The organism is Streptomyces sp. DSM 40868, assembly GCF_011820545.1.
Classification (GTDB): domain Bacteria; phylum Actinomycetota; class Actinomycetes; order Streptomycetales; family Streptomycetaceae; genus Streptomyces; species Streptomyces eurythermus.
In genome coordinates, this window is sequence record NZ_CP050504.1 from 6,611,993 (window position 1) to 6,637,827 (window position 25,835).

Consider the following 25,835-nt stretch of genomic DNA (forward strand, 5'->3'; position numbering starts at 1 on the left):
TCGCCCGTCGCATGGGGGACGGGCCCTCAGGTGGAGGCCAGCGGCACGGCCGCGGTCAGGACGGCCCGCGCCGCCCCGTCCGGGCGCGTGCGCGGGAAGTAGTGGCCGCCGTCGGGCAGTTCGTGCAGGTCGACGTGGTCGGCCAGCAGCCGCCAGTCCCGGTGGCGTTCGGCGTAGCCGGCCGTGTGCGGGTCGTCGGCGGCCACGACCACCGTCACCGGCGCGGCCAGCCTGTCCGGCGGCGGGGAGGCGAGCGCCGCTAGCAGATAGCGGTGCGCGGACACACAGTCGTGCCGGTAGGCGGCGCCGATGCGCTCGGCGTGCCGCTCGTTCAGTTCGGCGAGCTCGGTGTAGCCGCTGTCCGCGGCCAGCCGCGCCGCGATCTCCGCGTCACTGCTGCGGGACAGTTCGGCCACGGCGGCGCCGCGCCCGGCGGCGGTGCCCAGCAGCTGCGCGCCGAGGAACACCCGGGTCACCCGTACCCCCCGCTCCTGGAGCCTGCGGGCCGTCTCCAGGGCCGGGGCGGCGCCCGAGGAGTGCCCCCACAGCATGACCCGGGTCGGACCGAGCGCCGTGATCTCGGCGGCGACCCGCTCGGCCACCTCGGTGATCGGCGCGAAGGGTTCGCGTTCGCCGGCCAGATCGTGCCCGGGCGGATCGACGGCGAGCACCGCAAGGCCGCTGCCGGCCAGCGCCGCCGCCATCGGGCGGTAGTTGACCGCGTTGCCGCCCGCGTACGGGAAGCACACCAGCGCGCACTCCGGGGTGCCGTCCGGCTCCGACAGCGGTTGCAGCAGCTCCGGGCGGGACCGGCCGGCCCCGTCGAGGACGGCGGCCAGGTCGGCGAGGACCGGATGGCGGGTGATGTCCTTCAGCGACACCGCCCGGTCCAGCGCGACGCTGAGCTTGACGGCCGTCAGGGAGGTGCCCCCGGAGTCGAAGAAGTGGGCCGTGCGGCCGATCCGTTCCTCGGGCACGCCCAGCAGCTGCGCCCAGACCGCCGCCAGCCGCCGCTCGGTCGGCCCGAGCGCCTGCCCGTCCCCGGCGGCGCGGTCCGCCGGGGCGGCCCCCACGGCACCCAGGGCCTGTTCGGCCTGCCCGGTCCGCTCGGCCAGCGCGGTCAGCGCCTTGCGGTCGGTCTTGCCGTTGCCGGTCAGCGGAAGGCTCTCCCGCCAGTGGAAGACCGAGGGCACCATGTAGGAGGGCAGCGCCGCCGCGAGTTCCTCGCGCAGCGTCTCCGGCGGGATCCGCCGGCCGGTGTGGAAGGCGATCAGATGCTTGTTCCCGCCGCCTCGCTCGGCGACGACCACCGCGCCGTCGCGTACCCCGGCCACCCGCAGCAGGGTGTTCTCGATCTCGCCGATCTCGATGCGGAAGCCCCGGATCTTGACCTGGTTGTCCCGGCGGCCGAGGAACTCCAGCTTGCCGCCCGGGTGCCAGCGGCCCAGGTCACCGCCCAGATACAGCCGCGCACCGGGGTGGTACGGGTCCGTCCGGTACGCCTCCCGGGTCCGCTCCGGGTCGTTCACGTACCCCCGGCCCACGCACACGCCGGAGAACGCGATCAGCCCCGGGGCGCCCAGTGGCACCAGCGACAGGTGCTCGTCCACGACATAGACGCGGACGTTGTGCACCGCGCGGCCCAGCAGCACCCGGTCCGGCACGCCGTCCAGCACCTCGTGGTTGGTGTCGTCCGAGGTCTCGGTCAGCCCGTAGGCGTTGAGCAGCCGGATCCCCGGCTGGAGCGCGAACCAGCGCTGGGTCAGCTCCCGCTTCAGCGCCTCCCCGGTCACCGACACGCACCGCAGGTCCGGCAGCGCGCGCGGACGCCGCTCCAGGTACGAGACCACGACCTCCAGGTAGGAGGGCACCAGCTGGGCCACGGCGACCCGGCCGCGCACCAGCGTGTCCACGAACCGCTCCACGTCCGTGATCACGTCCTGGCCGACCAGCAGCGTCCGGCCGCCGGTCAGCAGCGCGGACAGCAGCTGCCACAGCGAGATGTCGAAGCACTGCGGCGCCGTCTGCGCCACCACCGACCCCTCGCCGATCCCCAGGTCGTCGATCTTGGCGTACAGGTGGTTGAGCAGGCCCGCGTGCTCGCACATCGCCCCCTTCGGCTCCCCCGTGGAGCCGGAAGTGAAGTAGATGTACGCCAGCCGGCCGGGCTCGATCGCCAGCCCGGGGTCGGTGTCGGGGTGCGGCTCCGCGTACGCCGTCTCCACCGGCAGCTTCTCGGCGCCCGGTACGGCGGCCAGCGCCTCGTCGAGGTTGTCGGTGCTGCCGGACTCGGTGAGCACCAGCCGGCAGTCCGCCCGGGTCAGCATGGCCGCGATCCGGCCGGCCGGGAAGTGCGGCTCGACGGGCAGATAGACGCCGCCCGCCTTGAACACCGCGAGCGTCGCCGCCAGCCAGTCCAGATCGCGCTCGGTGACGACGGCGACCACGTCCTCCGGGCCAAGACCACGCTCCAGCAGCGCGTGCGCCAGCCGGTTGGCCCGCGCGTTCAGCTCCCCGTACGTCCACTCCCGCTCGCCGTGCACGGCGGCCACCCGGTCCGGGTGCTCCCGCGCCCGCCGCTCGAACAGCTCGTGCGCGCGGGCGTCCGGCAGCTCCCGGTGCGGTCCCGCCAGCCCCTGGAGCTGCTCGCGCACCTCCTCGGGGGACAGCAGGCTCTGCTGCCCGTGGTCGGCGTCCGGGGCGGCCGCCAGCAGGGCCAGGGCCTTCAGGTGGTAGCCGCCGATCCGGGCGGCGGCACCGGCGTCCAGCACGTCGGTGCGGTACCGCAGGCGCAGCACCAGCCGCCCGCCCCGGTCGTACCAGCGGACGTGCAGCACCCCCTCGTCGGCGCCCTCCGCACTCCCCGTGCTCTCGGCGCTCTCGGGGCCCTCGGGGCCGAACACCACCTCGTACGGCGGCTCGGTCAGGCCCAGCTCCCGGCGCAGCCCGGCCACCGGGAACTCACGGTGCGCCAGCAGCTCCGCCTCGGCCCGCTCGGCGGCCGTCACCAGCGCCCGCCAGGACCCCGGCGGAACGGTCAGCCGGCACGGCAGCGGCTCGCCGCGCACCCCGGCGGTGTACCCCGTCACCACCTCCGGCTCGCCGGACAGCGCGGCCAGCACCTTGGCGTGCGCCGCCAGCAGCACCGCGCTCAGCGGGAGCCCGGAGCGCCGCACCAGGGCGCGCACCGCGGCCGTCACCTCCTCCGGGACCGCCGTCTCCTGCTCCCGCACGCCCGGCACCGGCTCCGCGGTCCAGCGCGGCACGGCGGTCGCTCCGCCGGCGGTCAGCACACGGCTCCAGTGGTCCCGGTCGGCTTCCACGCGCGTTTCCATCGATGGCCTTCCTCACCTGGTGGCGGCAGCGGCGGCGTCGGTCTTCTTCTCGGCCAGGTCCGGCGGGAGGGGCCCGCCGCCGGGCTCCGGCATGTCCACGGCCGGGTTGCCGCCCCAGTGGGCGCCCGGCGGGACCTCCTCGCCCTTCATCAGGAAGGAGTCGGGGGCCAGCACCGAGCCCTCGCCCATGGTCACGCCGTAGTGCACATGGGCGGCGACGCCGAGCGTGCAGCGGGCGCCGAGCGTGATGCCGTCGGACTTGAAGGTGCCGTCCTCCTGCGAGTGGCACTGGATCTTGCTGCCCACGTTGAGGGTGCACTCGTCTCCGACGGCGGCGAGCGTCCGCTCGGTCATGAAGCAGCCGTCGTCGAACACCCGCTTGCCCATGCGCACCCCCAGCAGCCGCCACACGAGGCTCTTGTAGGGGGTTCCGTTGAAGATGTTCAGGTACTGCACCGGGACCTTCCACAGGCGCTCGTGCAGCCAGAAGTTCCGGTCGTAGATGGAGCACAGCTGGGGCGTCAGCGCGCGGAACCTGGTCATGCAGCGTTCCACCAGCACGTAGTACGCGGTGGTCATCAGCAGGGTCAGCGCCAGGAACAGGGCGATCACCACCTGACCGGCCACGCCGTACAGCTCGACGGAGACCAGGCCGAACAGGGTCAGCAGGAAGACGTGCAGCCAGCGCGCGAACAGCATCAGCGTCATCGACAGCAGGTTGTAGCGGTTCTTCGCGGAGAGGTGGCGGCGCAGTTCCTCGCCCGTGCGCAGATGGTCGAACCGGGCGTCGCGGTCCACCGAGCGGGGGATCTCGAACGGCGGCGAGCCGAGCAGCCCGACGTTCGTGCGCACCTCGCCGTCCAGCGGCACCAGCACCTTGGTCGCGAGCAGACAGTTCTCGCCGGTCCGCCCGCCGACCGGATAGGCGATGTTGTTGCCCAGGAAGTTGCGCGGCCCGATCGTCACCCGGGACAGCCGGAAGGACGTACCCGAGTACTCGGCGTTCACCACCGACAGCCCGTCGGCCACCATCGTCCCGGTGCCCACGGTGACCAGGGTCGGCGTCTCGTGCTGCACCTCGGTGCCGAAGTTGGACCCGGTCTGCTCCACGCGGGACAGGTCGTAGCCGAGTCTGCGGAGGTAGTACACGATGTACGAGCTGTCGCCGAACAGCCAGGTGAAGAACTTGATGTTCGTGACGCGGGCGGCCAGCCGGTGCAGCGTGTAGTGCAGCCCGTACAGCGGATAGACCCGGTCGGGCCGGACCACCAGGTCCAGCAGCCGGGGCAGCGTGCACAGGGCGACCAGCCCCACGCCGACGAAGCCGAAGAACACGGCGAGGGAGACGGCCAGCGCGTCGGGTATCAGCTCCGGCCGGCTCAGCACGGCCGTCTGAGGATCGAGCCGTTTGCCGATCGCCGGTATCCCGGTGAACACCATGTACACCCCGCCGAGGGCGATCGGGATGTAGATGAACACCAGTTGCAGCAGCGTGACGGTGCCGAACCAGGCCCGGCGCAGGGTGCCGCACCGGGCGGGCGGGACCCGTACGTGGTCCACGTCGGTGGGCTCCGCCGGGGAGCCGTGCCAGCGCTCCCCGTCCGGGACCGCCTGGCCCCGGTGCAGCGCGGAGGAGTGGCCCAGCTGGGCGCCGTCGCCCAGCGAGGTGTCGATGTCCAGGACGGTCTTCTCGCCGACGAACGCGTCCCGGCCGATCGTGACCCGGCCGGTCTGGATCCGGCCGGCATGCGCCCGGTAGCCCAGGAAGAAGGAGTCCTTGCGGATCAGCGTCCCGGCGCCGATGGTCAGCAGGTCGGTGCAGACCGGGACCGAGCGGGAGAGGATCGTGACGCCTTTTCCGATCCGCGCGCCGAGGGCCCGCAGATACAGCACATACAGCGGGGTGCCGACTAGGAACACCATCGGATTCGCGTGCAGCAGCACCTTCACGAACCACAAACGCGCGTACGCCAGTCCCCAGACGGGAAACTCACCCGGTTTCCACCGGCCGACGAGAATCCATTTCGCGAGCACCGGAAAGGCGCACAGCGAAACGAACGCGATGCTTCCGAACACCAGCGAGCGCAGATAGACGCCGCCCGGTCCGGAAGCCTCGGAGATCCACTCGTATCCGCCGGCGGCTATGTATCCGTAGACGAGCGAGTAGACCAGGAAGACCAGCAGCTGGAACGCCCCGCACAACCGGTGATGAAGCGGGTTCACCGGGGTCACGGCGGCCGGTTCCGACGCCGTTTCCGCCGCCGGCGCGGGTGCCGCCGGGGCGCTGCCGTCGGGGGAGGCCGGTGCGAGGGCCTCGGCCAGGCCGCGGATCGTGGGGTGCCGGTAGATGTCCCGGATGGAGGGGGAGGGCAGGTCCGGTATTTTCCGCAGCCGTGCGCAGAACTGGGCCATGACCAGGGAATTGGCGCCCAGATCGGTGAAGAAGTGGCTGTCGGCCGGAACGTGGTCGGCCTCCACGAGTTCGGCCAGTGCCGCCGCGAGTTTCCTCTCGGTCTCCGCTCTGCCCGGGCCGGTGTCGCTCATGGTGACGGCGGTTTCGTCCGCCCCGGATATGGGGACCTCGGAGGACTGCTCCACCATTCGATCTCCTGAGGACGTATGGATGGCCCTTGCCGTCCGGATCCATTTCGATCACGAACCGCCGTTTTCAGTCTGGCGAGCCGGACGGCACCCTGCCACTCAACGAGGCCCGCCACGGCCCCCGGAAAACGGCCCCGGCACCGCACACTCGGGCCCCTCATGCCTCCCGCGCCCCAGGGTTCACCCGATCGGCGGGCCCCGGACGCAGTAACGACGGCCGGGGCCGGCCCCCGACGGGACCGGCCCCGGCTCGCGCACCCGGGCGGGACGGCCGTCAGCCGTCCTTGCCCATGGCCTTGCGCACCAGGTCCTTGGTGCGGTCCATCAGCGCGGCCACCGGCCCGAGCGCCAGGTTCTTCGCCCCGGACTCGACCCCCGGGTGCGGATGCGTGGGCGCCATGGCCTCGGCGGCCTTGACGGCCTTGGCCATGGCCGCGAGGTTGGTGACGTCGGTGCTGCGCCGGATGTGCGTGAACTCGTAGCGTTCCTCGGCCCGCGCGTGCTCCTGGACGTCCGTGCGCAGCCGCGCCAGCCGGGGCAGGAACTCCGGGTCGTCGGTGTCCATCTCGTCCAGCGCGGCCAGCGCCTCCTTGGCGGCCCGTTCCTCCGCGAGCCGGTCCCGGACGACGTCCTCGCCGCCGGGCAGGGCGCGCCGGGCGAAGGGGTGGACGACCTCCTCCTCGGCGGTCTCGTGCACGGCCAGCAGCCGCACCAGCCGCCGGAACGCGTCCCGCCGCTCGTCCCCGGTCGCGGCCTCGACCTCGTCGAAGAGGTTCCGGATGTCACCGTGCTGGCGCATCAGCAGCGCCACCACGTCCGTGTCCTTCGCCCCGTCGTCACCGGCCTGCGGAGTGTGCAGCTCGGACATGTCGGCTCCCTCACTTCTCGCGCATACGGGGGTCGGGGTGCTCGCCCTCGGACTCGACGCGGTACTCGCGGCCGAACATCCGGTCGTGCTCCGCCATGACCCGCTCGCTCGGCGGCTCCTCGCCGCCGTTGATCCGCTCCTGCATCTTCTCGAACCGCTCGTGCGCCTCGCGCACATAGCCGGCGCCGAGCGTGGTCAGGTCCATCTGGGTGTCGAGCAGGTGCCGCAGGTACTGCTTGTTCGGCTCGAAGGTGAGCACGGGCGGCAGCTCGGGCGCGAGGACCTCCTGCGGCTCCCGGCCGTCGTGGCGGCGCATCAGGTCGCAGGCCGTGTGCAGGTGCTCCAGCTCCATGTTCAGGTGCAGCTCCCAGATCGCCTTGACCCTGGGATCGCTCTCCTGCTCCATGAAGGAGTAGTAGAGGTAGCACTCGTTGTACTCGTGGTTGACCAGCTGCTCCCACCAGGTCTCCCCGGGGTCCACCAGGGACTCGTAGTGGGTGACGTGCTCCTCCTCGATCAGCCCGATCTCCTGGTAGAGCTGCCGTGCGATCGGCTCCATGTAGGTGGGGCCGGTGTTCATGTAGAAGTTCATGGTCTGCTGCTCCGCGGACATGATCGTCAGCGCGTGCAGCTTCGACAGCGGGCTCGTGGCCGCCTTGTCGTAGGGGTCGCGGACGTTGTCGTACGGGTCGCGGTGATGGAACTTCGTGGGCCGGCCCGGCATGACCTCGGTGAGGTTGTCGACGATCGACTCGGCCTTGCGGTGCTCGATCATCTCGTACAGGTTCGCGTACCTGTACAGGTGGTCGAAGTCCTCCAGGACCCCGAACTCGTACGCCTGCTTCAGATACGGATCCGGCTCCATCCGCGCCACCCACGCCGTCAGGTCCACCGCGACCTGCTCGTAGGCGATGGTCGTCTCCAGCACCGAGGACACGCCGGGCAGCAGCCAGTTGACCACCTTCTGCTGCTGGGCCTCGATGTAGCGGGTCCGGGCGAGCTGCCGCTTCACCTCCGGGTCGGCGGTGTTGCGGGCGAGCTGGTGGCTGAAGAGGATCGCCTCCACCTCGATGCCGTTCATGGTGATGACGCGGCACCGGGTGTACGGGTCACAGCGGTCGGGGTCGATCGGCTGCACGTCCAGCTCACGCCAGTTGCGCAGCTGACGGTCCAGCGGGATGCCCCGCTGCTCCAGGGGGTTGAAGGTCATGGAGGCCACTCCTGTGACGATTCGGGGGCGGGAGGTGCCCCCGTCGCCGCACCGCATGCGAGCGCCGGGGCACACCGCTCATGCTTCGGCCACGCCACCCGCCCGGCCACCGCCCACGCCCGGACGGCCGGAGGCTTCCTCCGTTCGTGCGCGTCACTGGGCTGTTCGCGCCGCCCCCTTCCGTTTCCGCCGCGCCGGTCAGGGCACCCGTGCCGCGTGGCGGCGTACGGAGCGGAACAGCGGGTGCGGCTGCCCGCGCTGTGTGCGGGCTGGATGACGCCGACGTTCGTCCACTGGGCGTATCCGGTCCGGGCGGTGCGGGGGCTGGTGCCCGAGCCCTTGGAGGTGGAGGAGTACGAGGGCAGCGCCTGGGTGGGGTTCACCCCGTTCGTGATGACGGACGTACGCCCGGCCGGTGTGCCCGCCCGGCTGCCCGGCCTGCCCACCTTCGCGGAGACCAACCTGCGGACCTACGTCCGGCACCCGGACGGCCGGGACGGGCTGTGGTTCCTCTCCCTGGAGGTCGCCTGCCCGGTCATGCTCGCGGCGCGGGTGATCGGCGCGCCGTACCACCCCGGTGTCCTGGAGGTCACCCGGAGCGGGGAGAGCGTCCGCTACCTGGGCCGCAGGCGCCCGGGTCGCGCCTCGTACCGGCTGGTCGTGCGCCCCGGTGCCCCCATCGAGCGGCCCACCGAGCGGGACGTCTGGCTGACCTCGCGCTGGCGGGCGTACACCCGGCGGCTCGGCCTGTTGTGGGAGACGCCCGTGGAACACGAGCCCTGGCCGCTGGCCGGCGCCACCGTCGGGGAACTGGAGGAGACCCTGACCGCCGAGGCGGGTCTGCCGGCCCCCACCGGCGAGCCGCTCGTGCACTTCTCGGACGGAGTCAGGCATGTGCGGATGGGCGTCTCGGTACCCTGCGCGCGGACACCCTGAGCCCGGGGGAGCCCCCCGGCGCCGGCAGACGCTCCGCTTCGAGGGCTGGATCGCGGGCCTGGGCACGACCTCCGGCACCCGCGTCGTGCTCGGCCACTGGCAGCGGTCGCCGTTCGGCCCGTTCAGCGATGTGATGCTGGAGCGGCCGGACGGCGAACGGCTGCTGCTCGCGCCCACGCGGGAGACGGCGCAGTTCATCGCCGGCACCTACGTCTTCGACACCGTACGCGTCGTGCCGGTGCGGATCGGCGTGGCGGACGGCGTCTGGACCGTCGCCGCGGGCCCGCTGCGGCTGCGCTTCGTCACCGGGCGGCGCCGGCCGCTGGGCGTGCTGCTGCGGGCCGTACCCGCCGCGCTCGCCCGCCGTCCCGCGTGGAGCGCGCTCACCGACGGCCCGGCCCGGCTGCTGCTGCCCGGCGTCCGCACCCGGGGCAGCGCCGGGGCGGGCCGCCGCGAGTGGTACGGCGCCCGGGACCTGCGCGCGGTCCGCGCGCTCGCCGCGTCCCTCGACGACACCGACCTCGGCGCCCTCGCCCCGGTCGACCCGCCCGTCCGCTTCGGTTTCGGTTCGGTGCCGAGCCGGCCGTCGCTCACCCGGGTCATCACGACCGTGAGGCTCGGGGCCGGGTGAGCGGCGCCGGCCGGGGTACCCGCCTCACCCCCGTGGAGGGAGGCTCACATGACCAGGACGCCGGACCGGCAGCCCGGGCGGGGTGTGGCGGTGGCGCACGGCGCCTTCAACGTGGTGGGCGGGCTGTGGCCGCTGGTGCACCTGCGCAGCTTCGAGTGGGTCTTCGGGCCGAAGACCGATGTGTGGCTCCAGATGACGACGGGCGGGCTGCTGGTCTCCTCCGGCCTCGCCCAGCTGGCGGCGGCGGCCGGTCCCGACGGGCCGGCCCACGCCCGCCGCATCGGCCTGGGCACGGCGCTGACCCTGCTGGCCGTCGATGTCGTCTACGTGCCCCGGGGACGCATCCGCCCGACGTACCTCCTCGACGCCGTGATGCAGACGGGCTGGATCACCGCCTGGCTGCGCACGCCCGCCCGGCCCGCCGCGCGGGCGGGGGCGGCGCAGTAGACGCAGTAGACGCGGTGGCGCCGCCGGGTGCCATGGGTCAGCCGATGCCCTCCGTCGTCAGGAGGTGGGACGCGGTGATCGCCAGCTCGCGCAGACGGTCCTGCGGCAACCGGGACGCCGGGCCGGACACTCCGAGGGCGGCCACCACCCGGCCGTGCCGGCGTACCGGCACCGCGGCGCAGCACAGTCCGGGCTGGTAGTCCTCCACGTCGAGGGCGTAGCCGAGGTCGTGGACGGCGGCGACGTGCTCCTTCCAGCGGGCCCACTCCTCCGGCTGCTCACGGGAGAGGCGCTCGGCGGTGGCTGGCCGGAAGGCCAGCAGGACGTGCCCGATGGCGGTGCCGAAGAAGGGGTCGTGCCCGCCGACGGGTACCGCCAGCTTGAGCGGCTGGGAGGACTCCACGGTGTCGATGTAGACGTAGTCCCGCAGTGCGGGGACGGCGAGGTAACAGGTCTCGGTGCTGATCGAGGCCAGCTTGTCGAGCACCGGATGGATGGCGTCGCGCAATGCGTCGTCGCTGCCGACGGAGCCGCGGGCGAGTTCGGTCAGGCGTTCCGTGAGGATGTACCGCCCCGCCGAGGAACGCTGTGTCACGTACCCGAGCGACTCGAGCGTGGACAGCAGGTTGTGGGCGGTACTGCGGGACAGGCCGACGGACTCGGCCGCGTCGCTCAGGCGGACCCCCTCGGCGGCGGAGCCGACGGCTTCCAGCAGGGCGAAGGCGCGGGCCACGGACTGCACGCGATGCGGGCGTGTGGAGTCGGTTTCCACCATGCCGAATCTTCCTCTTCGTGATTGGGCACCGTCCCACATGAGGGGCAACGTGCTAGCGTTGTAGCGCAATGCGGAATTGAGCATGCCGAATGTGAGCTGCGGTTCAACATACCGGAAATATTTGGTTTACGCCCTCGCTATGCCAAAAACGACAGCGGCGGCTCACCGGCCGTGCCGGAGCGCGTCGGCCGCGAGGCCGCGATCGGCGAGGCCGGGTGTCGCGCCGCCGTCCGGCGGGGCCGAGCACAAGGGGGGAAGTGTGCACACTGCCGACGCGGAGAAGGTCTCCTCGGCGGGGAGGATCTCCTTATACGAGGCCGGACCGGCTCCACACGGGGCCGAGCCGGCATCGTCCGTCGCCGCGGAGGTGAGACGCGGACTCGGCGGCCGCGTCGAGCAGGTGGCGGTCGGCCGCCTCCGCCCGGCCGCCTCCCCGAGACGCCGCCTCGACCCCGACCACGTGGAGACGCTGGCCGCCCTGGACGACCCCTACCCGCCGGTCGTCGTGCACGCGGCGACCGGCCGGGTCATCGACGGTCTGCACCGCCTGGAGGCCGCCCTGCGCAGGGGCGACCGGACCATCGCCGTCCGCTACTTCGACGGCGGACCGGACGAGGCCTTCGTCTACGCCGTCCACGCCAACACCGCGCACGGGCTTCCGCTGTCACTCGCGGAGCGCCGTACGGCCGCCCTGCGCATCCTGGAGTCCCGGCCCGCCTGGTCCGACCGCCGCATCGCCGCGGTCGCGGGACTGTCGGCCCGCGTGGTGGCCGACCTGCGCGGCACACGGTCCCCGGCCGGGGACCGCCCCGCGGTGCGGGTGGGCCGCGACGACCGCGCCCGCCCCGTCGATCCGCGCCGCGGCAGGGAACTCGCGGCCCGGCTGCTGCGTGAACAGCCGGACGCCTCGCTGCGGACCATCGCCGGGCAGGCCGGTGTGTCCCCCGGGACGGTACGGGACGTCCGCGCCCGGCTGAGCCGGGGCGAGGACCCGGTACCGGCACGCCAGCGCGGCCGGCGGCCGGCGTCGGTGGCGGCCCCCGCGCCCCTGCGGAGCACCGAGCCGCGGAAGCGGCCGGACGACGTCCCCGCCGGACACCCCGACTTCCAGGCCGCCCTCCGCGCGCTGCGCCAGGACCCGTCCCTGCGGTTCACCGAGGTGGGCCGGTTCCTGCTGCGCATGCTGGAGCCCCAAGTGCCCCTGGCGACCCAGCAGCAGCGAATCCTGCACGGCGTCCCGGGCCACTGCGCCCCGCTGCTGTCCGCCGCCGCCCGCGCCTACGCCGACTCGCTGCGCAGGTTCGCCGACCGGCTGGAGTCCGAGGTGGCGGTCACCGGCCCGGACGAGGTCTCGCGTGCGTCCTGACGGCGCGTCCGCGGGGTCAGGACGGCAGCGCGGGGTCCGCCAGGGGCGGGCGCGCCGTCCGCTGCGGACCCCGGCCGGCGATGAACTCGGTCACCAGCCCGGCGAACCACTCCGGCGACTCGAAGGGGAAGGCGTGTCCGGCGGCCACGTGCGTCAGCCGGGCGTCGGGGATGAGTGCGGCCATCCGTTCCTGGTGGTACGGCGGGACGACCGTGTCGTCGGTGCCCGCGATGACGAGCGAGGGCGCCGTGACCCGGGGCAGCAGCCCCGCGATGTCGACCTCCTCGTCGAGCAGCAGCTGCCGGGCCGTGCCCTCCGGCCGGAACATCGCGGCGAAGCCCGCGACCTCGCGCTCGAACGCCGCCGCGTCCCGGAAGTGCGGGGCCGTGGCCCGGAAGGCGGTCAGCAGGACCATGCGGGCCAGCAGCTCGGTGTCCGCCGCCAGCAGTCGCCGCCACAGGGCGAACTGGGCCGTCATCCTGGTGTCGCTCGTCGCCCATCCCGCGTGCAGCACCAGCGAGCGGACGCGGTCGCCGGACAGGGCTGCCACCGCCGCTGCCACACAGGCCCCGAGCGAGTGCCCCACCAGGTGGAACCGCGTCAGGCGGGCGTCGTCGGCGGCGGCGATCACCTGGCGGGCGAGGTCCCCGACCGTCAGCGGCGCCCCGGTGTCCGTGGTCGTGCCCGCGCCGGACAGGAAGGGGGCCACCACCGTGTGGCGGGGGCGCAGCGTGTCGATCAGGTGGCCGAAGTTGCCCTCCGGGGTGGCCCCGGTGCCGTGGACCAGGACCACGCCCTCGCCGGAACCCGTGCGCAGGTACTCCACCACGCTCGGGCCGGACGACAGTTCGGTGCGTACTCGGGGCACTGGTGCTCCTTGTCGGGGAAGAAGTCGGGCCGCCGGACGGGAGGCCGGCGGAAGGCGGCCCCGCGCCGACGGCGCGGGGCCGCAGAGGGGCGGGCGGTCGGGACGCCGTCTGCCGGACGGGTCCCGTAGGGGGGTGAGGGTGCGTGAGGCGGTCAGCCGCCGGACGCGGAGGTGGTGACCGGCGCGGCCGGCGACGCGGGCGTGGTGTCCCGCCGGCCCCGGCGTTCCATGCCCACGGAGACGACGGCCAGCAGGATGCCGACGGTGGTGATGACGGCGCCCACCCAGTTCGGGGAGGTGTAGCCCAGGCCCGCGTCGATGGTCACACCGCCGAGCCAGGCACCCACCGCCGCGCCCAGGTTGAAGGCCGCGATGTTCGCCGCGGACACCAGCGTCGCCGGTCCGCCGGCCAGTTGCATGACCCGGGTCTGGAGCGGCGGAATGGTGCCGAACCCGACGCCGCCGAGCACGAACAGGGTGATGACGGCGGTCACCTTGTTGTGCGCGGTCGCGGTGAAGAGCAGCAGGACGGCGGCGAGCGCGATCAGCAGGGTGAAGATGGTCGCGGTCAGGGCGCGGTCGGCGGCCTTGCCGCCCAGGTAGTTGCCGGCCACCAGCCCCAGGCCGTACAGCGCGAGCAGCCAGGTGATGCTGGACTCGGAGAACCCGGCCACGTCCGTCATCATGGGCGTGACATAGGTGAAGGAGGCCAGCAGGCCGCTGAAGCCGATCGCGGTGACGGCGAGCGCCAGCCAGACCTGTGGCTTGCGGAAGGCCGCCAGTTCCGCGCGCAGGTTGCTCTCCTCGGCGACCGGTTCGCTCGGCACCAGGGTCATGATGCCGAGCAGGCCGATCAGCCCCAGCACCACGACACCCCAGAACGCGGCCCGCCAGCCGAAGTGCTGGCCGAGTACGGTGCCCATCGGCATGCCCAGTACATTGGCGAGGGTGAGGCCGGTGAACATCAGCGAGATCGCGCCGGCCTTCTTGTCGGGGGCCACCAGGCCCGCCGCGACGACGGATCCGACGCCGAAGAAGGCGCCGTGGCACAGGGCCGACAGCACCCGGCCGGTCATCAGCAGGCCGTAGGTGGGCGCGACCGCCGCGACCAGGTTGCCCGCGATGAAGAGCAGCATCAGGCCGACGAGCAGGTGCTTGCGGCGTACCCGGGTGGTGGCCGCGGTCAGTACGGGCGCTCCCACGACCACGCCCAGCGCGTAGCCGGAGGTCAGCAGACCCGCGGTCGGGATGGAGACGTCGAAGTCCGCGGCGACTTCGGGCAGCAGGCCGTTGGTGACGAACTCGGTCGTGCCGATACCGAAGGCGCTGATCGCCAGGGCCAGCAACGCGAGGGGCATGGGTGTCCTTCCTTTGTGCAGACGCTCATAACAAGCGTGCACAACAGTTGCGGACGCCAGCTATGGGCGCAAGCGGATAGCGTGCACACGCATTGCTCATAGAGAATCCCGGGAGGCGCCCATGTACATCCCCGACGACTCCTCGGAAGTCCGCGTGCGCGGCTGGCGCACCCTCGCCGCACTCCACTGCGATCTGGAACGGACCCTGGAGGGCGTGCTGCGTCCGCACGGTCTGTCGGTGGTGGAGTACACCGTGCTGGAGGCGCTGGCCCGGCAGGACGGCTGGCACCTGCGCATGAAACAGCTGGCCCGGGTGGCCGCGCTCAGCGACAGCGCCGCCACCCGCATGGTCAACCGGCTGGAGGCGCGCGGCCTGCTGGCCCGGGTGCTGTGCACGACGGACCGGCGCGGGGTCTCCACCGAACTGACCGCCGCGGGGCGGGACCTGCTGGCCACGGCGAAACCGGCACACGACGCCGCGCTCTGCCGGGCACTGGAGGAGTCGCCGCTCATCGGCGAACTGGCCGCCCTGCTCGGCTCCTTGACCGAGACGGGCGAACCCGCGCGATGACCCCGGCGGGGTGTGCAACTGAAGCGATCAGCGGTTGAACACCCCTCTGTCCAACTCGCGATACCCGCGGCGCGTGGCCGCCCACCTGAGCAGCCACTATCGTCCAAGGCCGACGAACTCCGGGGCCGGTAGAGGCCGTTGACGACTCCCGCCCCGCAGACGAACTTCCCCCTCCCCACCGGGCGGTCAGGCGCGCCGCGCCGTGCCGCCGAAAGGAGTGACCGTGCCCGACCGGCAACCCAGCGGGACCAGGCAGAAACTGCCCTCGCTCACCGGCCTGCGGTTCTACGCCGCAGCGCTCGTCTTCTGCTTCCACACCTCGCTCACCAAGATGGTGGACCCGTTCGCCGACCGGGACTTCGCCGACGGCTACGGCCTGCTGTTCGGCAAGGCCGGCTGGGCGGGGGTGTCCTTCTTCTTCATCCTCAGCGGCTTCGTACTGGCGTGGTCGGCACGGCCGGGCGAGCGGCTCGGCCCCTTCTACCGGCGCCGGCTGCTGAAGATCTATCCCAACCACGTCGTCACCTGGGCCCTGACGCTCCTGCTGTTCTCCTCGACCGTCGGGGGAGTGTCGGTGTGGCTGCCGAACCTCTTCCTCGTCCACTCCTGGATACCCCGCCTGGACACCTTCGTGAGCGTCAACCAGCCCAGCTGGTCGCTCTGCAGCGAACTGCTCTTCTACCTCCTCTTCCCGCTGCTGTGGCGCTGGGTCAAGAACCTGCGGAGCGGCCGGCTCTGGGCATGGTTCGCCGTCACCTTCGCCGGCCTGCTGCTCACCCAGATCGTCATCGACACGCTCGTACCCGCCACCCCGCGGCTCACGGAGTGGCCCCTGTCCGAGACGCAGTGGTGGCTCGCCTACAACATCCCGCCGCTGCGCCTGTTCGAGTTCGTCCTCGGCATGCTCATGGCCCGGATCCTGCGGGAGGGCCGGTGGATCGGCCTCGGCATCGCTCCGGCACTGGCCCTGACCGGCGCCGGCTACGCCCTGGCCCTGGCCGTGCCCTGGCAGTACGGCCTGAACGTCACCCTGGCCGTGCCGCTCGCCCTGCTCGTGACGGCGGTGGCCGCCGCGGACGTCACCGGACGCCCGACCGGTCTGCGGGGCCGGGCCATGACCCTGCTCGGCGAGGTGTCGTTCGCCTTCTACCTGGTGCATTACCTGGTGCTCCTCGCCGTGCAGGACCTGCTGGACGGCCGGCGGTTCGCCACCCCCGTGGCGCTCGCCGTCCTCGCGGTGGCCTTCGTCGTCGCCCAGCTGCTGGGCTGGCTGCTCTACGCCGCGGTGGAGCGCCCGGTGATGCGCCGCTGGGCGGGCAGGCCGCGCAAGCGCGAGGACACACCTGCCTCCGGACCCGCCCCGGGCGCCCCTCGGCCCGTCACCCAGCGGGTCTGAGCGCGGGCGGACACGGCGAAGGGCGGGGAGTTTCGTCTCCCCGCCCTTCTGCCGGTCCCGTGAACGCCCCCTCACCGCGCCCCGCGGGGCGCGGCCCGGAGCACCGCGCGGCGCGTCACAGCACGCCGCGCAGCACGCCGCCGTCCACCCGGAGGGCCGAACCTGTGGTCGCCGACGCCTGCTCGGAGCACAGGTACACCACCAGGTTCGCCACCTCCTCGGAGGAGGCGAGACGGCCGAGCAGCGAGGTGGGCCGCTCCTTCTCGATGAACAGGCGGCTCGCCTCCTCCGGCGAACCCGCGGCATCGCCCACCAGCTCCCGCACGAACTTCTCGACCCCCTCGCTGAGGGTCGGTCCGGGCAGCACGCTGTTCACCGTGACGCCGGTGCCGCCGACCGCCTCGGCCAGACCCCGGGCCACGGTCAGCTGAGCGGTTTTCGTCATGCCGTAGTGGACCATCTCCGGCGGCACCTGGACGGCGGATTCGCTGGAGACGAAGACGGTCCTTCCCCAGCCGCGCTCCACCATCTTCGGCACATAGTGCCGGGACAGCCGGATACCGCTCATCACATTCACGTCGAAGAAGCGCTGCCACTCCTCGTCCGGGATTTCAAAAATCGGCTGAGGGGCGAAGATTCCGGCATTGTTCACCAGAATATCCACGGTCGGAAATGCCTCCACCAGTGCGCGGCACCCCGCCGCGGTGCCCACGTCGGCGGCCACCTTGTGCACCCGCTCGGCGGAGCCGAACTCGCCGACAGCCTTGTCCAGGCGCTCCTCGGTCCGGCCGTTGAGCACCACTTCCGCACCGGCGGCGTGGAGACCCCTGGCGACGGCGAGCCCGATTCCGGCAGTGGAACCGGTGACCAGCGCGATGCGGCCCGAGAGATCGATATGCATGGCGTGCGTCCTCCTTCTGCAGAGGGTTCGGTGAAATTCGCTGTGCGACTCTAACCCGCACTGGACAAGAACCGGGGTGTGCGAGAAACACTCGTCCCGCACACACTCGTCAGGCACCGGAAAACACCGGAAGAGAGAGGAAGCCGTGCAACACAATCTCGCGGGAAAGGTCGTTCTCATCACCGGCGCGGGCGGCGGAATCGGTTTCGCCACGGCCCGCGCATTCCTGGACGAAGGGGCGTACGTGGTGGGGGGTGACCTCGATCCCGGACCGCTCGCGGCACTGGGCGACGACAGGGTGCTGCCGGTCGAGGCCGATCTGCGCGACCCCTACGGGGCCCGGCGGCTCGCCCAGGCCGCGCTCGACCGCTTCGGGCGCGTCGACGTCCTGCACAACAACGCGGGAGTGGCGACGGTCCGGCCGGGGGGCTTTCTCGGCGTCGAGGACGACGCGTGGCGGGACGTCCTGGAGCTGAACCTGCTGGGATACGTCCGGATGGCCCGCGCCGTGCTGCCCCACATGCTGGAGCGGGGCAGCGGTGTGCTGCTGCACACCGCCTCGGAGGCGGCCCGCATGCCCAACCCCAGGCTGCCGGACTACAGCGTGGTGAAGGCCGGGGTCCTCATGCTGTCGAAGGCGCTGGCCAGGGAGTTCACGCCGCGGGGCGTGCGCTCCAACGTGATCTCTCCCGGTTTCATCCGCACGGCCGTCTACGACCGTCCGGGGGGCCTCGCCGACGCGCTCGCCGAGGAGTTCGGCACCGACCGGGAGACCGCGCTGAAGCGGTACGTCGAGCTGAACGGCATCCCGGCGGGCCGGCTCGGCCGGCCGGAGGAGGTCGCCGCGGCGGCCGTGCACCTGGCCTCCGACGCGTCGGCGTTCGTCTCCGGGGCCGAGATCGTCGTGGACGGGGGCGTCACCCCGACCGTGTGACGAGTGTCTCGTCCCCATGAATTCTGCTGGGTGCGATTTGCATTCGGATAAACCTTGATCCTTTCGGTGATGCGGGATCTAGGCTACGGTCAGTTTGAACCCGGTGAGCGACAGCTGAGCTGCGGTGAGTGACCGCGCCGTCGTCCCGGACTCGTCCCCGTGCGACAGAGTGGCCGCACGACCACGCGCTGGGGCACCCGCTTCCACGGTGCCCCGGCGGCGAAGATTCGAGGAGCTGTTCCGCCGTGAAGAGAGTCGCCCTTGTCATGGGCACCCGTCCGGAGGCCATCAAGTTCGCTCCGGTGATCCGCCTGTTACAGCGCGATCCGCGCTTTGAGCCGGCCGTCATCTCCACCGGCCAGCACCGCGAGATGCTGCACGAGACCCTCGCCGCCTTCGGTCTGTCGGTGGACCACGACATGGCGGTGATGAGGGAACGCCAGACCCTCTCCGGAACGACCGCGCGCATCCTGGAGAGCCTCGACACCTACCTGCCGGAACAACGCCCGGACGCCGTCCTCGTCCACGGGGACACCGCTACCACCCTGGCGGGCGCACTGGCCGCCTTCCACCACCGCATACCCGTGGTGCACGTCGAGGCCGGACTGCGCAGCGGCACACTGTCCTCGCCCTTCCCCGAGGAGGGCAACCGCCGGCTCGTCGCCCGCGTCGCCGACCTGCACCTGGCACCGACCTGGGGCAACCGCGACCACCTGCTGAAGGAGGGCGTCCCCGCCCGCGACATCGTGGTCACCGGCAACACCGTCATCGACGCCCTCCAGTGGGGCGCCCGGCACGCGGCCGACTGGGGACGCCCCGAACTCGAGGACCTGGAACAGGAGAGCCGCAGGGTCATCCTGGCCTCCGCCCACCGCCGGGACGCCTGGCCCCAGCTGAGCGACATCGCCCGCGCCTGGCGCCGGCTCGCCGACCGCGGTGACGCGCGCGTCGTCATCCCGCTGCACCGCAACCCGGCCGTACGCGAGGCGATCCTGCCCGTGGTCGCCGGCCACCCGGACATCACCGTCACCGACCCCCTGCCCTACCTCTCCTTCTGCCGGCTGCTCGACCGCGCCGACATGATCATCTCGGACAGCAGCGGCGCCCAGGAAGAGGGCCCGGCGCTCGGCACCCCCACCCTGGTGCTGGCCGACGTCACCGAGCGGGTGGAGACCATCGAGACGGGAGCGGCCCGGCTCGTGGGCAAGACCACGGAGGGCATCGTCGAGGCCGCCGCCTCCCTGCTGGACGACAGCGCCGCCTACACCGCCATGGCCCGCGCGGTCAATCCGTACGGCGACGGCTACGCGGCCGAGCGCACCGTCGGAGCGCTCGCCCACTACTTCGGCCTCGGCCCGGCGCCCTCCCTCTTCGCCCCCGAATCGTCCCTGGTGACCGGGCACTTCCCGGCCGGCGTGGCCCAGCTCGCCGGCTGACCCGACCCGCGCCGCCCCCCGGACAGGGACCACAGCCACCGACGAAGGACACCCATGGCACTCACCGAGACGGTGCTCGCTTTCTCCACCCGTACGCTGCGCGCCCGGCTCACCGCGCCCGGCGACGAGATACCCCTGCGCGAGGAGACCCTGGTCGTGAACCCCACGGCCCTCCCGCTCGACCTGGGCACCGACCGGCCCTCCCTGGTCCCCGCCCTGCGGTCGGCCGTGCTGAACCGGGTGACGCTGCGCCATCCCGGCCCGCTGCTGCTGTTCACCGGCTGGGACCAGGAGGACCTGGCGGACCTCGGCACCCGGGAAGGATGGCTGCGCATCGGCGACGACCCGTCGCTGGCCGCCGGCGCCGGCGAGGGCGCCCCCTTCCCCGCGCACACCCCCCTGTGGCGCTCGCCCGTGGAACAGGTCGGCACCGTGACGCTCCCGCCGGAGCGGCTGGGCATCCCGAGCGCGGCCCGCACCGCCGTCCCGCTGCGCCTGAAGGCCAATCTCTGGTACGCGCCGGCGGGCACCGACTGCCATATCCACCGCAAGCACGACTTCCTGGAGGTCCACACCCAGATCGCGGGGCGCGGACGCATGCAGAAGTTCCACGCCCAGGACGCCGCCACCCGCTACCAGGACCTCGCCCTGGAGCCGGGCGCGACCCACGCGCCGTTCTGCGCCCACGACTCCACCGGAGCCTGGCACTACCCCTGGCACCGCTACTGGTCGGACACCGACTGCGTCTGGCTGGCCCTGGAGTACCACCCCTGCTGACCCTCCGCCCGCACGATCCCGATCCACCGATCCCGAGGAACCACCACCGCAAGCAACCTCCAGGAGAGTGACGCCGTGACAGACCCCACGGACCGCCCGATGGTGCGCATCCCCCGTTTCGACTCCGAGACCGTCGCCGACCAGTTGCGGGACGGCTACTGGCTGGAGGCCACCGACCTCGACGGCGACGGCCGCGTCGACCTGTTCGGCTACGGCCTGCGCCTGGGCGAGATCTACTGGTACCGCAACGACGGGACCTGGGAGCGCCGGCTGGCCGCCGACGGGATCCACATGCCGGTGGGCGCCGACTTCGCCGACATCAGCGGCAACGGCGTCGCTGACATCATCGTGTGCCACGAGCTGTACGGCCCTGTCGGCACCATCGTGGACCCCGACCCGGAGGGCGGGAAGATCAGCTGGCTGGAGAACCCGGGGCAGCCGGACAAGGACCCCTCGCGCTGGAAGCGGCATTACGTGGGGCGGGCCGTGGGCATGCACCGGCTGCGCGCCGGCTACTTCACGCAGAGCGAGCGCCTGGAGATCATCGGGTTGCCCATCGTGGCGGTGGAGGACGTCCACGCCGTCCTCCCGGTGGTGATGTTCACCCAGCCCGACGACGTGCACAGCGCCGCCGAGTGGCCCATGACCGTCATCGACGACCAGCACTTCCGCATGATCCACGGGGCGGAGAAGAAGAAGGGCCTCATCCCCGGCAGCGACCGCGACAGCCTTCTGCTGGCCTCCGACGAGGGCGTCACCTGGCTGTACTGGGACGAGGAACGCGCGCAGTGGGAACGGGTCCTGATCGGCACCGGGGAGCGCGGCCAGTTCGAGCGGACCGGCTTCCGCGGCAGCGGCGACCTGAACGCCGGACGCCTGGGCGACGACCCCCTGGCCTACGTCGCCGCGGTCGAGCCCTTCCACGGCAACACCGTCGCCGTCTACACCAAGCGGCCCGAGCCCGGCTCCGCCCCGACCTGGACCCGTACGATCCTCGACGTGTTCGGGGACCCCAACGAGAACGGGGAAGGCCCGGGACACCAGATCGTCTGCGCCGACTTCGACGGCGACGGCGACGACGAGTTCCTGGTGGCCCTGCGCGGCCCCTGGCCCTGGCAGGGAGTCTTCTACTACAAGGCCCTCGACGCCCGGGCCGGGGTGTGGACCAAGTGGCGGGTCGCCGACGAGTCCGTGGCCCGGATCGCCCTCGGCGACTTCGACGGCGAGGGCCGCATCGACTTCGCCACCATCTCCTACGCCGTCGACAACTACTACGTGGCCAAGGACGCCAAAATCGTGCTGCACCGCAACCGCACCGGGGAGGACCGATGAGCCGCGTCCGCAAGGCCGTCATCCCGGCGGCCGGCCTCGGCACCCGTTTCCTCCCCGCGACCAAGGCGACTCCCAAGGAGATGCTGCCGGTCGTGGACACACCCGCCATTCAGTACGTCGTCGAGGAGGCCGCCGGCGCCGGGTTGGACGACGTCCTGATGATCACCGGACGGAACAAGCGGGCCCTGGAGGACCACTTCGACCGCAACCACGAACTGGTCACCGCGCTCCGGCGCAAGGGTGACGAGCGGCGGCTGGCCGCCGTCACGGCCTCGGACGACCTCGCCACCGTGCACTACGTCCGGCAGGGCGATCCGCTCGGCCTCGGCCACGCCGTGCTGTGCGCGGCGGACCATGTCGGCGACGAGCCGTTCGCGGTCCTGCTCGGCGACGACCTCATCGACCCCCGGGACCCCCTCCTCGGCACCATGCTCGACGTGCGGGAGCGGTACGGCGGTTGCGTGGTGGCCCTGATGGAGGTCCCCGACGAGGACATCGGCCGCTACGGCTGCGCCTCGCCGGCCCCCGGGAGCAGCCCCGACGTGCCCCGGATCACCGGGCTGGTGGAGAAACCGGCTCCGGGGACGGCGCCGTCCAACCTCGCGGTGATCGGGCGCTACGTCCTGTCGCCGGAGATCTTCGACGTCCTGCGCACCACCCCCGCCGGGACGGGCGGCGAGATCCAGCTCACCGACGCCCTGCGGGCACTGGCCTCCGGCACGGCACCCGGCGGCCCCGTCCACGGCGTGGTCTTCCGCGGCCGCCGCTACGACACCGGGGACCGCGGCGCCTATCTGCGCGCCGTGGTCCGGCTCGCCTGCGAACGCGAGGACCTGGGCCCGGACTTCCGCGACTGGCTGCGCAAGTACGTCGCCAACGAACTCTGAACCCGCCGCCCCCCGCCCTGAATCACTTGGTCGCGCCCTGTGCGAAGCCGTTGTAGATGTAGCGCTGGAGGAACAGGAAGACGACGAGGGTCGGCACGATGACGAGGATCGTGCCGGCCGAGATGTTCTCCCAGTGCGCGCCGAACGGGCCCTTGAAGCGGAACAGGGCCGTGGAGATGGTGCCGAGGTCCTCGGACGGCATGTACAGGAAGGGGATGTAGAAGTCGTTGTACACGGTGATCCCCTTGATGATGACGACCGTGGCGATCGCCGGTTTCAGCAGGGGCAGGATGATCTTCCAGTAGATGGTGAGGGAGTTGGCCCCGTCCAGCCGCGCCGCCTCGTCCAGCGACACCGGGATGCCGCGGATGAACTGCAGGAAGATGTAGATCGAGACGATGTCCGTGCCCATGTAGAGCAGGACGGGCGCCCAGATGGTGTTGAACAGCCCGAAGCTGTTGACCACTTGGAAGGTCGCCACCTGGGTGGTGACCCCGGGCACCAGGGTTGCGATCAGGAACAGCGCCATCACCGGCTTCTTCAGCCGGAAGCGGAAACGGTCGATGGCGTACGCGGTCATCGACCCGATGAGCACCGTGCCGGTGATGGAGAACAGCAGGATGACGGCCGTGTTGACGAAGGCGGACAGCATCTTGCCGTCGTTGAACGCCGTCACGTAATTGCCGAAGTTCAGCCAGTCGCCCGGCAGCGACAGCGCACCGCCGTCCGCGACCTCCTCGGAGGTCTTCAGGGAGGTCAGGAAGACGACGGCGAGCGGGATCAGCACCACCAGCGAGGCGACGATCAGCGACAGATAGGTCAGCGCGGGGCCGATCCGGCGGCGGGCGGGCAGGGGCGTGGTCATACGAGGTCCACCTTCTCGTCGGGCACGAGGCGGCGCTGGATCCAGGTGATCAGCAGGATGATCAGGAGCAGGACGACGGCGGCGGCCGAGGCCAGCCCGGTCTTGTTGAACTGGAAGGCGAGCTTGACCGTCTGGATGACGAACGTCGTCGTGCCGGTCGCGCCGCCGGTCATGATGTACGGGATCTCGAACACCGACAGCGAGCCGGAGACGGCCAGGATGACGCTCAGGCTGACCACCGGCCGGATGCTCGGCGCGATGATGTGCCGGAACTGCTGCCAGCGCGAGGCCCCGTCGAGCTGGGCGGCCTCGTACAGTTCCCCCGGGATGGACTGGATCGCGCCGAGGAACAGCACGAAGTTCAGCCCGGTGAACCGCCACACGGACACCCCGGCCAGGGAGGTGTTGGCCGACTCGGGATCGCCGAGCCAGGCGTGGTCGGAGCCGGCGCCGAACCAGGACAGCACCGAGTCGAGCGTGCCGCCGTCCTGGAAGAAGTACAGGAAGACGAAGCCGATCGCCACACCGTTGATCAGGTAGGGGAAGAACAGGATCCCCTTGAAGAGGTTCCGGAAGCGCAGGTCGAAGCTGAGCACGGTCGCGAAGTACAGGGCGATCACGATCTGCACGGCCGAGGCGGCGAGGTAGTAGAAGCTGACGAAGAACACCCGGAACAGCTCGGGCCGGGTGAGGATCTGCTCGTAGTTGTCGACGCCGGTGAAGCGGCGGTCGGGACTGACGCCGTCCCAGTCGGTGAAGCTGTAGTAGATCATGTTCCCGACCGGCACATAGGTGAACGTCACCAGCAGGGCCAGGGGAACGGCCAGGAACAGCCAGGGGGTCAGCCGGCGCAGCACCCGGCCGCCCCGGCGGCCGCCGCCCGGCGGGGGCGCCCCGCCCGGAACTGCGGTGGCGCGGGGCACCTTGGCGGGTGCCGTACGGGTCGTCTCGGTCATCTCGGCCTTCCGTCGTCGCGGGCGCGGACCCGGCGCGGTTCAGGAACCGGCGGTCCGGGCCGCCTCGTTCCACCGCTTGTCCAGGTCCGTGAAGTAGTCGTCGAGGCTGCCGTGCTGCGCACCGCGGGCGAGGTCGACCAGCTTCTGGCGGTAGTCGGGCTTGTTCAGCCCGATCTCGGCCGCGTTGTCGATCGCGTTGACCTCACCGGTCTTCGCCTCGGAGCGCTCCACGAAGGTGACATCGTTGTCAACAAAGTCCTTCAGCGTGCCGGGCATCGCGGCGGACTTCAGGGCCGGGACGGCGCCTTCCGCGGCCGCGTAACCGGACTTCTGGGTGAACCAGTCGATCCAGGCGCGTGCCGCCGCCTTGTGCGCGGAGTGGGCGTTGACGGCCTGCTGGTAGTCGGAGGCGAGGACGGCGCAGTACTTGCCGTCCTTCCGCACGGGGAAGGGCATGAAGCCGATGTCGTCCGGGTCGCCGCCGGCCTTCTTCGCCGCGTCGCGCATCTGGGTGATGGCCCAGGAGCCGAGCTGCATGGTGGCGACCTTGCCCCGTGCGATCAGACCCTTGGACGCCTCCCAGTTGGTGGTGTTGGGGTCCTTCTCCGACAGGCCGTCCTTGACGATGTCGTGGAGCAGGGAGTCGATCGTGTGCAGTTCGCCGCCCTCGCGCCAGGGCGAGACGGCGCCGGCGAGCTTGTCGTTCGCCTCGGCGTCGCAGGTGACGGAGCCGATGCTGTTGCTCCAGGCGGTCAGCGGCCAGCCGTCCTTGAAGTTCGTGTAGTACGGCAGGGCGTCCGTCTTCGCCTCGACGGCCTTCAGGTCGGCCAGGAACTCGCCCGGGGTGGCCGGCCAGCCGGTGATGCCGGCCTTCTTCCAGACGGCCTTGTTGTAGACGAAGCCGTTGGCCGTGCCGAACTGGGCGATGCCGTAGACCTTGCCGCCGACCTCGGTCTTGTCGCTGAACCGGTAGGTGCCGCCCAGTTCGGCGGCGGTGCCGAGGGGGGCGAAGAACTTCGGGTAGTCGTTCTTGGCCACGGCGGCCGGGATCATCAGGACGTCACCGTAGTCGTCGGTGTTCATCCGGATCTTGACCTCGCCCTCGTAGTCGGTGAGGGCCTCGAACTTCACCTTCACCTTGGGGTAGACCTTGGTGAACTCCTCGGCGTACCGGGCCATCGTCCCGTTCTGGACGAGGTCGGTGCGGTGGGTGAGGACCTTGATCGTGCCCGAGGCGTCGGCCGGGTCGGCCGGTGCCTTCGCCGTCTCGCCGGAGACCGCGCCCCCGCCGCTGCATCCCGCGACGGTCAGCACCGCGGCGGCCAGCAGTCCACCGCGCCACCGACGCCCCGCGAACGTCGTGTTCTTCCCCATGTGCCCAGCTC

At 71.7% G+C, this 25,835-nt stretch carries 22 protein-coding genes; 11 read left to right on the forward strand and 11 right to left on the reverse strand.

What is annotated here, in order from left to right; all coding sequences use genetic code 11:
* Positions 1 to 26: 26 nt before the first annotated feature.
* The 4 genes from HB370_RS30125 to HB370_RS30140 all read right to left on the reverse strand — a co-directional run bounded on the left by HB370_RS30125 (position 27) and on the right by HB370_RS30140 (position 8,014).
* Positions 27 to 3,335 carry a non-ribosomal peptide synthetase gene (locus HB370_RS30125; RefSeq protein WP_030777559.1) on the reverse strand — a complete coding sequence of 1,103 codons (3,309 nt, stop codon included), beginning with the start codon at positions 3,333 to 3,335 and terminating at the stop codon, positions 27 to 29.
* Positions 3,336 to 3,347: 12 nt separating this feature from the next.
* The gene (locus HB370_RS30130; protein ID WP_051815357.1) at positions 3,348 to 5,936 is read right to left on the reverse strand and encodes a Pls/PosA family non-ribosomal peptide synthetase; all 2,589 of its coding nucleotides are present in this window, start codon (positions 5,934 to 5,936) and stop codon (positions 3,348 to 3,350) included.
* A gap of 274 nt (positions 5,937 to 6,210) precedes the next feature.
* Positions 6,211 to 6,804 (reverse strand): hemerythrin domain-containing protein, encoded by a 594-nt coding sequence (locus HB370_RS30135; protein ID WP_030777562.1) that lies wholly within the window; start codon positions 6,802 to 6,804, stop codon positions 6,211 to 6,213.
* A 10-nt stretch (positions 6,805 to 6,814) separates the two neighbouring features.
* Positions 6,815 to 8,014, reverse strand: a complete 1,200-nt coding sequence (locus tag HB370_RS30140; protein WP_030777563.1) for a hypothetical protein — start codon at positions 8,012 to 8,014, stop codon at positions 6,815 to 6,817.
* A gap of 216 nt (positions 8,015 to 8,230) precedes the next feature.
* Between HB370_RS30140 and HB370_RS30145 the strand changes: the two genes are divergently transcribed.
* From HB370_RS30145 to HB370_RS30155, 3 genes are read left to right on the forward strand one after another with little or no spacing between them, the layout of a single operon-like run.
* A complete protein-coding gene (locus HB370_RS30145) occupies positions 8,231 to 8,950 on the forward strand; it encodes a DUF2071 domain-containing protein (RefSeq protein WP_030777564.1) in 720 nt (239 codons plus the stop codon).
* Positions 8,907 to 9,581 (forward strand): hypothetical protein, encoded by a 675-nt coding sequence (locus HB370_RS30150; RefSeq protein WP_244405681.1) that lies wholly within the window; start codon positions 8,907 to 8,909, stop codon positions 9,579 to 9,581. The genes HB370_RS30145 and HB370_RS30150 overlap by 44 nt, the downstream gene beginning before the upstream one ends.
* Positions 9,582 to 9,629: 48 nt before the next feature.
* Positions 9,630 to 10,028, forward strand: a complete 399-nt coding sequence (locus tag HB370_RS30155; protein ID WP_051815359.1) for a hypothetical protein — start codon at positions 9,630 to 9,632, stop codon at positions 10,026 to 10,028.
* Between the two features lie 37 nt (positions 10,029 to 10,065).
* Here HB370_RS30155 and HB370_RS30160 read toward each other — a convergent pair whose 3' ends face one another.
* Entirely contained in the window at positions 10,066 to 10,803 is a 738-nt protein-coding gene (locus tag HB370_RS30160) for an IclR family transcriptional regulator (RefSeq protein WP_051815361.1), read from the reverse strand.
* Positions 10,804 to 11,170: 367 nt separating this feature from the next.
* Between HB370_RS30160 and HB370_RS30165 the strand changes: the two genes are divergently transcribed.
* Positions 11,171 to 12,169 (forward strand): ParB/RepB/Spo0J family partition protein, encoded by a 999-nt coding sequence (locus HB370_RS30165; RefSeq protein ID WP_037700620.1) that lies wholly within the window; start codon positions 11,171 to 11,173, stop codon positions 12,167 to 12,169.
* Positions 12,170 to 12,185: 16 nt separating this feature from the next.
* Here HB370_RS30165 and HB370_RS30170 read toward each other — a convergent pair whose 3' ends face one another.
* Both HB370_RS30170 and HB370_RS30175 read right to left on the reverse strand, forming a co-directional pair.
* Entirely contained in the window at positions 12,186 to 13,037 is an 852-nt protein-coding gene (locus tag HB370_RS30170) for an alpha/beta hydrolase (RefSeq protein WP_063766408.1), read from the reverse strand.
* A 152-nt stretch (positions 13,038 to 13,189) separates the two neighbouring features.
* A complete protein-coding gene (locus tag HB370_RS30175; protein WP_030777570.1) occupies positions 13,190 to 14,395 on the reverse strand; it encodes an MFS transporter in 1,206 nt (401 codons plus the stop codon).
* Between the two features lie 121 nt (positions 14,396 to 14,516).
* On the opposite strand from HB370_RS30175, the gene HB370_RS30180 reads away from it, so the two are divergent.
* Together HB370_RS30180 and HB370_RS30185 are read left to right on the forward strand one after the other, a co-directional pair.
* Positions 14,517 to 14,966, forward strand: a complete 450-nt coding sequence (locus HB370_RS30180) for a MarR family transcriptional regulator (protein ID WP_030777571.1) — start codon at positions 14,517 to 14,519, stop codon at positions 14,964 to 14,966.
* A 223-nt stretch (positions 14,967 to 15,189) separates the two neighbouring features.
* A complete protein-coding gene (locus tag HB370_RS30185) occupies positions 15,190 to 16,362 on the forward strand; it encodes an acyltransferase (RefSeq protein ID WP_030777572.1) in 1,173 nt (390 codons plus the stop codon).
* Positions 16,363 to 16,477: 115 nt separating this feature from the next.
* On the opposite strand, the gene HB370_RS30190 is transcribed toward HB370_RS30185, so the two are convergent.
* Entirely contained in the window at positions 16,478 to 17,263 is a 786-nt protein-coding gene (locus tag HB370_RS30190; protein WP_030777573.1) for an SDR family oxidoreductase, read from the reverse strand.
* Positions 17,264 to 17,408: 145 nt separating this feature from the next.
* Here HB370_RS30190 and HB370_RS30195 point away from each other — a divergent pair, with 145 nt between their 5' ends.
* The 5 genes from HB370_RS30195 to HB370_RS30215 all read left to right on the forward strand — a co-directional run bounded on the left by HB370_RS30195 (position 17,409) and on the right by HB370_RS30215 (position 22,629).
* Positions 17,409 to 18,197 carry an SDR family oxidoreductase gene (locus HB370_RS30195; protein ID WP_030777574.1) on the forward strand — a complete coding sequence of 263 codons (789 nt, stop codon included), beginning with the start codon at positions 17,409 to 17,411 and terminating at the stop codon, positions 18,195 to 18,197.
* A 245-nt stretch (positions 18,198 to 18,442) separates the two neighbouring features.
* Complete coding sequence (gene wecB / locus HB370_RS30200) at positions 18,443 to 19,633, forward strand: UDP-N-acetylglucosamine 2-epimerase (non-hydrolyzing) (RefSeq protein ID WP_051815370.1); 1,191 nt, start codon at positions 18,443 to 18,445, stop codon at positions 19,631 to 19,633.
* Between the two features lie 54 nt (positions 19,634 to 19,687).
* Positions 19,688 to 20,410, forward strand: coding sequence for a hypothetical protein (locus tag HB370_RS30205; RefSeq protein WP_030777577.1), 723 nt, complete (start codon positions 19,688 to 19,690; stop codon positions 20,408 to 20,410).
* 99 nt (positions 20,411 to 20,509) lie between these two features.
* On the forward strand, positions 20,510 to 21,742 hold the full coding sequence (locus tag HB370_RS30210; protein WP_030777579.1) for a VCBS repeat-containing protein: 1,233 nt from the start codon (positions 20,510 to 20,512) through the stop codon (positions 21,740 to 21,742).
* Complete coding sequence (locus HB370_RS30215; protein ID WP_030777581.1) at positions 21,739 to 22,629, forward strand: UTP--glucose-1-phosphate uridylyltransferase; 891 nt, start codon at positions 21,739 to 21,741, stop codon at positions 22,627 to 22,629. The genes HB370_RS30210 and HB370_RS30215 overlap by 4 nt, the downstream gene beginning before the upstream one ends.
* A gap of 22 nt (positions 22,630 to 22,651) precedes the next feature.
* Here the strand turns inward: HB370_RS30215 and HB370_RS30220 are convergent, their stop codons facing one another.
* Genes HB370_RS30220 through HB370_RS30230 form a run of 3 tightly spaced genes read right to left on the reverse strand, consistent with a single transcriptional unit; the run spans position 22,652 to position 25,824 of the window.
* Complete coding sequence (locus HB370_RS30220) at positions 22,652 to 23,494, reverse strand: carbohydrate ABC transporter permease (protein WP_030777584.1); 843 nt, start codon at positions 23,492 to 23,494, stop codon at positions 22,652 to 22,654.
* The gene (locus tag HB370_RS30225) at positions 23,491 to 24,450 is read right to left on the reverse strand and encodes a sugar ABC transporter permease (RefSeq protein WP_030777586.1); all 960 of its coding nucleotides are present in this window, start codon (positions 24,448 to 24,450) and stop codon (positions 23,491 to 23,493) included. Before HB370_RS30225 ends, HB370_RS30220 begins: the two co-directional genes overlap by 4 nt.
* A gap of 39 nt (positions 24,451 to 24,489) precedes the next feature.
* The gene (locus HB370_RS30230; RefSeq protein ID WP_030777588.1) at positions 24,490 to 25,824 is read right to left on the reverse strand and encodes an ABC transporter substrate-binding protein; all 1,335 of its coding nucleotides are present in this window, start codon (positions 25,822 to 25,824) and stop codon (positions 24,490 to 24,492) included.
* Positions 25,825 to 25,835 lie beyond the last annotated feature (11 nt).

Bases quoted from the DNA above. Each gene is read 5' to 3' on its own strand.
- HB370_RS30180 (WP_030777571.1), top strand. From the start codon at position 14,517: ATGTACATCCCCGACGACTCCTCGGAAGTCCGCGTGCGCGGCTGGCGC.
- HB370_RS30140 (WP_030777563.1), bottom strand. From the start codon at position 8,014: ATGACCTTCAACCCCCTGGAGCAGCGGGGCATCCCGCTGGACCGTCAG.
- HB370_RS30210 (WP_030777579.1), top strand. From the start codon at position 20,510: ATGGTGCGCATCCCCCGTTTCGACTCCGAGACCGTCGCCGACCAGTTG.
- HB370_RS30230 (WP_030777588.1), bottom strand. From the start codon at position 25,824: ATGGGGAAGAACACGACGTTCGCGGGGCGTCGGTGGCGCGGTGGACTG.
- HB370_RS30125 (WP_030777559.1), bottom strand. From the start codon at position 3,335: ATGGAAACGCGCGTGGAAGCCGACCGGGACCACTGGAGCCGTGTGCTG.
- HB370_RS30130 (WP_051815357.1), bottom strand. From the start codon at position 5,936: ATGGTGGAGCAGTCCTCCGAGGTCCCCATATCCGGGGCGGACGAAACC.
- HB370_RS30220 (WP_030777584.1), bottom strand. From the start codon at position 23,494: ATGACCACGCCCCTGCCCGCCCGCCGCCGGATCGGCCCCGCGCTGACC.
- HB370_RS30205 (WP_030777577.1), top strand. From the start codon at position 19,688: ATGGCACTCACCGAGACGGTGCTCGCTTTCTCCACCCGTACGCTGCGC.
- HB370_RS30155 (WP_051815359.1), top strand. From the start codon at position 9,630: ATGACCAGGACGCCGGACCGGCAGCCCGGGCGGGGTGTGGCGGTGGCG.
- HB370_RS30135 (WP_030777562.1), bottom strand. From the start codon at position 6,804: ATGTCCGAGCTGCACACTCCGCAGGCCGGTGACGACGGGGCGAAGGAC.
- HB370_RS30190 (WP_030777573.1), bottom strand. From the start codon at position 17,263: ATGCATATCGATCTCTCGGGCCGCATCGCGCTGGTCACCGGTTCCACT.
- HB370_RS30225 (WP_030777586.1), bottom strand. From the start codon at position 24,450: ATGACCGAGACGACCCGTACGGCACCCGCCAAGGTGCCCCGCGCCACC.
- HB370_RS30215 (WP_030777581.1), top strand. From the start codon at position 21,739: ATGAGCCGCGTCCGCAAGGCCGTCATCCCGGCGGCCGGCCTCGGCACC.
- HB370_RS30160 (WP_051815361.1), bottom strand. From the start codon at position 10,803: ATGGTGGAAACCGACTCCACACGCCCGCATCGCGTGCAGTCCGTGGCC.
- HB370_RS30150 (WP_244405681.1), top strand. From the start codon at position 8,907: ATGTGCGGATGGGCGTCTCGGTACCCTGCGCGCGGACACCCTGAGCCC.
- HB370_RS30175 (WP_030777570.1), bottom strand. From the start codon at position 14,395: ATGCCCCTCGCGTTGCTGGCCCTGGCGATCAGCGCCTTCGGTATCGGC.